Origin of the sequence: Pseudomonas fluorescens, assembly GCF_902497895.1 — a bacterium.
Taxonomy (GTDB): Bacteria; Pseudomonadota; Gammaproteobacteria; order Pseudomonadales; family Pseudomonadaceae; genus Aquipseudomonas; species Aquipseudomonas fluorescens_BP.
The window spans coordinates 1-8160 of sequence record NZ_CABVHQ010000112.1; the positions used below are offsets into that span (position 1 = coordinate 1).

At 61.4% G+C, this 8160-nt stretch carries 8 protein-coding genes; 3 read left to right on the forward strand and 5 right to left on the reverse strand.

Annotated elements, in window-relative coordinates:
- Nucleotides 1-457: 457 nt before the first annotated feature.
- A complete protein-coding gene (locus F8N21_RS29175; protein WP_150645429.1) occupies nucleotides 458-823 on the reverse strand; it encodes a DUF6124 family protein in 366 nt (121 codons plus the stop codon).
- A gap of 599 nt (nucleotides 824-1422) precedes the next feature.
- Here F8N21_RS29175 and F8N21_RS29180 point away from each other — a divergent pair.
- The 3 genes from F8N21_RS29180 to F8N21_RS30655 are packed head-to-tail and all read left to right on the forward strand — an operon-like array spanning nucleotide 1423 to nucleotide 3628.
- Nucleotides 1423-2895, forward strand: coding sequence for a PAAR domain-containing protein (locus F8N21_RS29180; RefSeq protein WP_150645430.1), 1473 nt, complete (start codon nucleotides 1423-1425; stop codon nucleotides 2893-2895).
- Nucleotides 2892-3503, forward strand: coding sequence for a hypothetical protein (locus tag F8N21_RS29185; RefSeq protein ID WP_150645431.1), 612 nt, complete (start codon nucleotides 2892-2894; stop codon nucleotides 3501-3503). Before F8N21_RS29180 ends, F8N21_RS29185 begins: the two co-directional genes overlap by 4 nt.
- Nucleotides 3488-3628: a hypothetical protein gene (locus tag F8N21_RS30655; RefSeq protein ID WP_191624428.1), complete on the forward strand. Its 141-nt coding sequence runs from the start codon at nucleotides 3488-3490 to the stop codon at nucleotides 3626-3628. The genes F8N21_RS29185 and F8N21_RS30655 overlap by 16 nt, the downstream gene beginning before the upstream one ends.
- A 237-nt stretch (nucleotides 3629-3865) precedes the next feature.
- On the opposite strand, the gene F8N21_RS29190 is transcribed toward F8N21_RS30655, so the two are convergent.
- The 4 genes from F8N21_RS29190 to F8N21_RS29205 all read right to left on the reverse strand — a co-directional run bounded on the left by F8N21_RS29190 (nucleotide 3866) and on the right by F8N21_RS29205 (nucleotide 7986).
- A complete protein-coding gene (locus F8N21_RS29190; protein ID WP_150645432.1) occupies nucleotides 3866-5371 on the reverse strand; it encodes a nitrite reductase in 1506 nt (501 codons plus the stop codon).
- Nucleotides 5368-6207, reverse strand: coding sequence for a uroporphyrinogen-III C-methyltransferase (cobA, locus tag F8N21_RS29195; protein WP_150645433.1), 840 nt, complete (start codon nucleotides 6205-6207; stop codon nucleotides 5368-5370). Before cobA ends, F8N21_RS29190 begins: the two co-directional genes overlap by 4 nt.
- Nucleotides 6208-6277: 70 nt before the next feature.
- The gene (nirJ, locus tag F8N21_RS29200; RefSeq protein WP_150645434.1) at nucleotides 6278-7456 is read right to left on the reverse strand and encodes a heme d1 biosynthesis radical SAM protein NirJ; all 1179 of its coding nucleotides are present in this window, start codon (nucleotides 7454-7456) and stop codon (nucleotides 6278-6280) included.
- Between the two features lie 26 nt (nucleotides 7457-7482).
- The gene (locus F8N21_RS29205) at nucleotides 7483-7986 is read right to left on the reverse strand and encodes an Lrp/AsnC family transcriptional regulator (protein WP_150645435.1); all 504 of its coding nucleotides are present in this window, start codon (nucleotides 7984-7986) and stop codon (nucleotides 7483-7485) included.
- Between the last annotated feature and the right edge of the window lie 174 nt (nucleotides 7987-8160).

Here is an 8160-nt window from a genome sequence, read left to right on the forward strand (position 1 = left end):
AAAAGTAACCAAAAGGCTTCGCCCCAGCGTCCGGCACCTCGCCTAGGCTCGGTGTTCCCTCGCTCCGGCATTCATCAGGGGGCATCGCCTCCGGTCTGCTTCGCGACGACCTCCTCTCGATGTGTTCGACTTCGTCGAACGGCGCTTCGCGCCTACCCCCTGATGAACGCCTCCACTCGGCCTCCCGAAGGGGCGGGTAGATCAAAGGCCCAAGCAAAAGCGAGGCGGCCGACCGGCCGGCCTGTTTGGTCGTGTGTACGCCGATGTGGGAGCGGCGGTGCGGCGATCCGACTTGCTCGCGAATGCGGCCTGACAGCCGGCTTGGCTCTCGCGGATGTACCCAAATCCAATTTGGCTTACCCACGAAGCGAATACCGCGGTTTTTCACAGATTGCGCGTTATCGTTCTTCGCAGGCAAGCCACGCTCCCACAGGTTTTGCGCGCTCGACTGACGAGGTCAACCTGGCGGAGCCACTTGCTCCAACGCCTCGTTTATCAACAACTGGCCGAGCTCGATCATCTGCTGGATCGCCAGCGCCACATTGCGGCACGAGCCCTCGACATTGAATGCCAGGTCGCTGGCCAGGACATTGGCGCTGGCTAGCGTCTCGCAGGCGTTAGCCAACAGCGTCTCGGTGTTGAGACCGGGGACGACGGCGAAGATGTTCACTGGACGAGCGTCAGCGAGTCGGGACTTGTCGGATGGGGGCGGCAGGTAGTGATCGAGAGCACGCTGGGCGGTCTGGTGGAGTTTGCTGGAATCGAAGGATTCGCAGGGGGAAACGCTTTCGGTTTCAGGCGGATCAGGGGTGATCTTGCGCATGGATGAACTCCTATGATTGAGTCCCGCCGAACTCGCTACCACGCGAGTCAAGGAGGCGACTGTACACGGGGTGGTAGACCGGTCATAGGAACCCGGCAGGCCGAAGCCTCCCATGCACAGCCGCCACAAAGCAGCCAGCACAAAAAAACGCCCTGCGGCGTTCTGGGTCTATGAAGTAGCCGGGCTACCACACCCGATCACTGAATTTGCAGCGACCCGCAAAGATTAGCCGTCGGCCTGCGCCAAAGCAACCCCGAAAACCTGGCTTCGCGCACGCCCCGTTGTCGCCTTGACTGACAGGCATCAGACACACAATCGCTAATGCGAAGTCCCTTCAGCGAACTCGATCTTGTTGTCGACGATTGGCTTGGATTTTCCGGTGATTGAGCCGTGGCCGTTGTTCAGGCGGCGGTGAGACCATTTGACCCTGCGCCGGTTATCAAGGTACTGAGGTAACCAAGCTCAAATGCCAAATCACTGCCCATTGGCTACCTGATTGCAGAATCGACCTACACCAGACAAAGAAACGTCTGATTTATCTCCCCCGTCGCCTTACCTAGCGTGTTCGTCCCTGCAGATAAAACAAGGACATAGACCGCATGAGGCGTTATCACATCACCGTCGGGGCCAAAACCACCGTCGACGGCACCGTGCGTACCGGCTGGGAATGCAGCACGATCAATGGCCAGGCCATGGCCCGCGAAGGCGATGAAGTCTATTGCCCGGAATGCGACAGCACCGGGGAGATTGTCTGCGACGGCCCGCACCTGGTGGACCTGCTGGATGGACGCCACGCCGCCCTGGACGGCGACCTCTGCCGTTGCAAGTGCGATCCGCCGCCGCGCCTGATTGCCAACCAGACCCTCAGGTATCAGGTGATCGATGGTGGCGACGTCGCACCGCGCCCCCGAGCCTCCGCTCAACCTGTCGCGCCGGCCGCCGCCCGCCCCTCGGTAACCGAGCCGCGCCCCTCCGGTTTCGCGCCGGCAGCGAGCCGTTCCACTCCGACCTTCGCTGAACTGCCGGGACGGGTCTGCGAGAACCTCTGGCGCGGGTACCAGCAACGGGCCGAGTCCATCGTGGCACCGGGTGGCAGGCTGATCGCCGACCCCAAGGCGCGTAATCGCGCGATCAATGCCGCCTACGCCCAGTTATGGCTGCACGATCAGCGCTTCCAGTGGGCGGGCCTGGCGGCCTTCGCCTCGAAACAGGTCGGTTGTGGCCTGCTGCATGCCGCGGATTCGGTGGAGAAAATTCAGGCTGAACATGAAGCGGCACAACACCTGAAGAATAGCGCCAGGACAGGGTTCTTTGGCTTGTTCAGCCCCAGCGAACGCGAGCGGCAGGCAAAAATACGGGACTTCGAGCAGGCACAACGGGACTATGAGCAAGCCATCCGTAACAACCCGCTGCCGAGCATCGACTTCAGGGGCGATGGCGAACCTTTGTCGTTCGCGCAACAGCTGTACCAGCACGTGTACGAGATGCTGGCCATGGGTAACACCACGCTGTTCCTGGATGTGTTTCCACTGCATGTTTTTTACAAGGAACGTGGGTTGCAGGCGCTGGAAACCTGCCTGCCTTCACGCAAAAACATTTATGGGCATGACCAGCACCCGGTACTGTGGCCGGTAGCGCAGGAGACGCTAAAGTTCGGTACTAACCACAAGGAAATCCTGCCAGCTTTTGAGGCCATTGAGGCAGGCAACATCGCCGAAAGTGTTAAGTTTCTTGCTACGCACGAACAGGTCAACATCTTGCAACCGGCGATGTACAGCAACTCGAAATTGGTCGCTCTACTGCGCGGCAACCACGTCTCCTACGTCACAGGCATCCCGTCAGGCATCGCTCAAGCCATCGAACTGACACTGGCCAGCCAGTGCCGTCCTGTCGATGATGGACGCACCATTGGCTTCAGCAATAACCCCATGGCCGATCTGTCCAACATCGAGCAGCGCATGCCCTTCGTGCTCAAGGCCGCGGCGCAGTTTGACGAGCTGTTACATGACGGCAATCGCCACCGGATTGAACAGGCGATTCGGGATATCGCCGCAGGTGGGGGCGTACGATGAGTTTGCTCGCGCAGGTGGGCTGGCGACGTGGCGGGATCGGGCTAGTCGTTGTCGCACTCCTTGCGTGGGGGGCTATTGAAGTGCAATCGGAAAAGGAAATCGCACTGGTGATTGGCGAGCCTTACGAGTCCATGCGCCAGCGCTCCAGTGCAGCCATTGGTCCCGCCATTCCCGGGCAGGTTTCGTTCAACATTCCCAAGTCTGATGCCCGCCTGCGTTTCACTGATCCGCAATACGGGTTCGTGACCCCACTGGCCCGCTTCTTCACGGTTATTTACCGTAATGAGCTGATCTACAGTGTACGGATGTCCCCGCAAATCGAGCCTCTGCTCCTCGACGATACGCTCAAGATCGTGCTGGATTTGCAGGAGCAATGGCGCAAAGGCGGCTGGATACCAATCCGCGTCAAGGACGATCCACCCTTTGCCGACACGCCGCAATGGCGTGCCCAACTGCGCGACGTGAATAAGGGGGGCACGTCTTATTGGCAAGCGGGCAACCAATATCAAGCGATGCTGGTGGTTAATCGCTTCAGGGACGATAAGCGCCCTACAGAGGAGCGTTACCTCATCACGCTGGCACTGGCCACGCCATGGGTGAAGCCTTGACCCGGCACCTCGATGACGGACGCACCATTGGCTTCGGCAATAACCCCATTGCCAACCTGGCCGATATCCATCAGCGCATGCCCTTCGTGCTCAAGGCTGCAGCGCGGTTTGATGAGCTGCTGTAGCTCCCCGATCGCTACCTAATTCTGGTATTCATCAGGGGCGTCGCCGAGGGGCGTTGTACGTCAGTCCCCTGATGAACACCTGCGCTCGGCCGGTGAGGGTTAAGACGGTATCTACCGGGTGTACGCAAAATTGCGGATGTACACAAATCCATTGTAGGAGGGGCGTACACCCAATCCATTACGGGTGTGCGCGGTCGGGGGGCGTACAGCCGATCAATCCAGGCGGACTTCAATGGTCTAATGCGAAGTCCCTTCAGCAAACTCAATCTTGTTACCCACGTTGTACTTGCCCGACGGCTTGTTCATCGGGATGCGCTTGACCTCCTTGAGGGTATTGCTGTCATAGACGATCAGCGCACCGTCGGTGTCCCAGATGCTCAGCAGCAGGTAACGGCCGTCGCGGGTGAACTCGACGTGGGCGGCGGTTTTGCCGGGCATCGGGCGCAGGGTGTGGGCGATTTCCAGGGTCTGTTTGTCGATCAGGTGGATCGCATCGTTGTCCGGGCCGAAGAACACATCCGTCCAGGCATACCGTGAATTGACGTGACTGCGCATAAAGAAACCCGGGCCCAGTGTCGGAATTTCCTTGATCAGCTTCCAGGTCTTGAAGTCGATCACCGAGATCAGTCCCTTGCTGATATTCGGCGTGGCGAATACCCACTGGCCATCGCGTTTCCAATAGGTGCCCGAGCCCAGGTGGGGCATACCCGGCAGCGGGATATCGGTGACCACCTTGCCACTGTCGAGATCGATCACCTGGCCGCCCTGGGCCTTGCGTGAGGTGGCCAGCAACTGCCGGTAGTCGGGTGAGAAGGAGAAGTCATCCAGGTAATCCTGGGCCGCGATCCGTCGCGGTTCGAAGTCCGCTTTGCCGGCATAGGACAGCTCCCAGACTTCCTTCACGTCCTTGAGCGCGACGATGAAACTGTCCCGCGGCGGCGCGGTGTAGACCGCGCTGACCCGCGAGGTCTTGCCGTCCAGGCCGATGGTCGGGATGGTCTTGACCAGCGACAGGTCGCGGGCGTCGAGCACCACCAGGCTGCCGGGCAGGTAGTTGCCCACCAGCACCCAGCGGCCATCCTTGCTGACTGCCAGGTTGCGGGTATTGATCCCGGCGCGCACCTCGGCGATCAGCTTCAGGTTGTGCAGGTCATACAGGCTGATCCAGCCATCGCGAGAGGCAAAATAGACGAAGCGCCCATCCGGAGAGAACTTCGGCCCGCCATGCACGGCAAAGTGCGAAGCAAAACGCGCCAGCACTGTAAAACGATCGCCGTCGAGGATGTTGATGTGATGATTGCCGGCTTCCACCACCACGAACAGGTTCAGCGGATCGGCGCCATGCTGGGGCGTGACAGGCAACTTCGAGACATCGGCGAGCAGGCTGTGACTGCCGCGAATCTGCTCATCGTTCCAGGTGGGCGGGGTGGCGGGCGGTTGCTGCAGGTAGTTCACCAGCCCGTCGATCCGCGCCGGATCGAGGACGCTGGCGTATGCGGCCATCTGGCTGGCCGGGCGGCCGTTCTGGATTGTCCGGCGAATTTCGTCGGGCTTGATCCGGCTGAGGCTCTCCGGTAACAACGCAGGTCCCGCGCCGCCGAGACGGTTGACGCCATGACAGCTCTGGCAGTGTTGCTGATAATCCTGCGCGGCCTGCCCAAGCGCCACTTCAGGGCCTGGCACCGCTGCGGCCCCATGAACCGCACCCAGCCATAACAAGGGGGCAAAGAGCATGCGCTTCATATCGCCACCTTGCGGACCTGCTCTCGCAGCCGGGCGGGGTACAGCCGCGCCGGGTATTCCAGCTGCTGTGCGGCGAACAGATCGACCACTTTGCCGATCACGGTCAGCGTCGGAATGCCTTGGGGACAGTCGAGCGCCATGCCTGGCAGACACTGCAGGGTGCCGCGGATGACCTGCTGGTCGGGGCGGGCGCCGTTGCTGATCAGCGCCGCCGGCGTATCGGCGGCCATACCGGCCTCGATCAAGCGCCGGGAGATGACTGCAAGGTTCGACAGGCCCATGTAAAACACCAGGGTCTGGCTATCGTCCGCCAGGCTGCTCCAGGGCAGTTCCAACTCACCGTCGGCCTGTAAATGGCCCGTGATAAAGCGGCAGGAATTCACCAGATCACGGTGGGTCAACGGAATCCCGGCGTAGGCGGTGCAGCCCGCGGCGGCGGTAATGCCCGGGACCACCTGGCAGTCAACGCCGCGCGCCAGCAGATATTCCAGCTCCTCGGCGCCGCGGCCGAAAATGAACGGATCGCCGCCCTTGAGCCGCACCACCCGCTGGCCCTGATCGGCAAGATCGGCGAGCAACTCGTTGATTTGTTCCTGGGGCAGGCTGTGGCAGCCGCTGGCCTTGCCGACGTAATGCCGGGCGCAGGTGAGGGGGATCAGCGTCAGCAGTTCAGTGCTGATCAGCCGGTCATAGACCACGGCGTCGGCCTGCATCAACAGGCTCCAGGCGCGCAAGGTCAGCAGGCGTGGATCGCCGGGGCCGGCGCCGACCAGAGCGACTTCGCCCGGTCTGAACGGGGACTCGAGAGCGGCAGGTAAAACAGTCGATGGTTGCATGAGACTTCCTTGGTTCTTCATCAGGTTTACCGGCCCCATCCTGTGTCAGATGGTTAGCCAGCCAGGCTATTCAGCTCATGGTGCAAGGAATGGTCAGTGACGGCAGCAGGCCGATTTCCTCATCGCTGAGGTGGCAGCCCGGGTCCTGCCCCCAGAGATCGCCTTCGGCCCAGGCCCGGGTGCGCGTGTTGCCGTTGCAGATGCTCAGCCAGCGGCATTGCCCGCAGCGCCCGCCGACGGCTCGTGGATGCTTGCGCAACTGCTGCAGCAAGGCATCTGGCCGGTCCAGCCAGAGGGTGCGGAACGGCGTATGCCGGACATTGCCCACCGAGTGCTGCCACCAGTAGGTGTCCGGGTGCACTTCACCGGTGTTGTCGATGTTGGCGATGCCACTGCCCGAAGCGTTGCCACCCCAGGCACGGAGCATCTGTTCCAGCCGGGCGTAATGCTCGGGCAGACGCTGGCCGACCCATTGCAGCAGCAGAATGGCGTCGGCATCGTTGTTGCCGCTGACAAAATCGCTGTCGCGGCCCAGCTTGATATCCTCCCAGGCCCGCTCGAAGATCAGCAACATCGCCTCGCGGCTCATTTGCTGGTGAGCGTCGAGCTTGCGGCTGCGTTTGCCGCGACCGCTGTAGTTGAGGTGCGACAAATAGAACTTCTGCACGTCGTAATCGCGCATCAGCGCCAGCAGCTGTGGGAGCTGCCCATGGTTCTCCTGGGTGAGGGTGGTGCGCAATCCGACGCGGATGCCTTGGTCCCGGCACAGCCGGATCGCGTGCATGGAGCTGGCGAAGCTGCCCTTGAGCTGGCGGAACGCGTCATGGGTCTGCTCCAGGCCGTCGATGCTGATGCCGACATAATCGAAATTCGCCGCGCTGATCTGCGCGATGTTCTGCTCGTTGATCAGCGTGCCATTGGTCGACAGGGCGACAAAGAACCCCTTGCTCTTGGCGTAGTCGCTGAGCTGGAACAGATCTTCGCGCAGCAGCGGCTCGCCACCGGACAGGATCAACACCTGCACCCCGGCGTCATGCAGGTCGTCGATCACTTTCAGAGCGGCAGCGGTGTCCAGTTCGTCGCGAAAGACACTGTCGGCCGAGGTGGCGTAGCAGTGTTTGCAAGTCAGGTTGCAACGCCTGAGCAGATTCCAGATCACCACCGGTGGCCGGGTGCTGCCCGGCGGGCTGGATCGAGGGGCGGGACTCTGGCCTGCGAGGGCACGCAGGTAATGGCTGATCCTCAACATGCAACTCTCCTTGAGTGCGCGCTTGTTCAGCGTGAAGGGGGTGGTAGACGCAGACCGGTTTTTTTCAGGATACGGCTGCTGACCAGCATTTCATCGCCAGCACAGGCGTCGCCCAGCAAGAAGCGCAGGTGCTCGCGATAGCTGTCGATTTCGTCGCTACTGCGGCCATGGACCATGGCGAACAGGTTGTAGCGCCAGCCGCTGCGGCGCGGCCGGCGATAACAGTGACTGACAAAGGCTTGCGCACCGATCAACGCGCCAAGACGCGGCATGTCGGCGTCTCGCACATCCCAGACCGTCATGCCGTTGTGGCGATAGCCGAGGCGGTAGTGGTTGGGTACGGCGGCGATACGGCGGATAGCGCCTTCGGCCTGGAGCCGTTTGAGCAGGTCCAGGGTCGATTCGGTGCTCAGTCCCAACTGTTCGGCGAGCCAGGCCCAGGGGTCGTCCAGCAAAGGCAGGCCGGCCTGGGTCAGCTCGATCAGGCGCAAGGCCAGGGCGTTTTCAGACCGGGAAGTACAGACCGACATGGTATGTCTCCTCTTTTGGAAGCTCGATCAGGCGCAAGGCCAGGAGATCTTCAGACCGGGAAGTACAGACCGACATGGTATGTCTCCTCTTTTGGAAGCTCGATCAGGCGCAAGGCCAGGAGATCTTCAGACCGGGAAGTACAGACCGACATGGTATGTCTCCTCTTTTGGAAG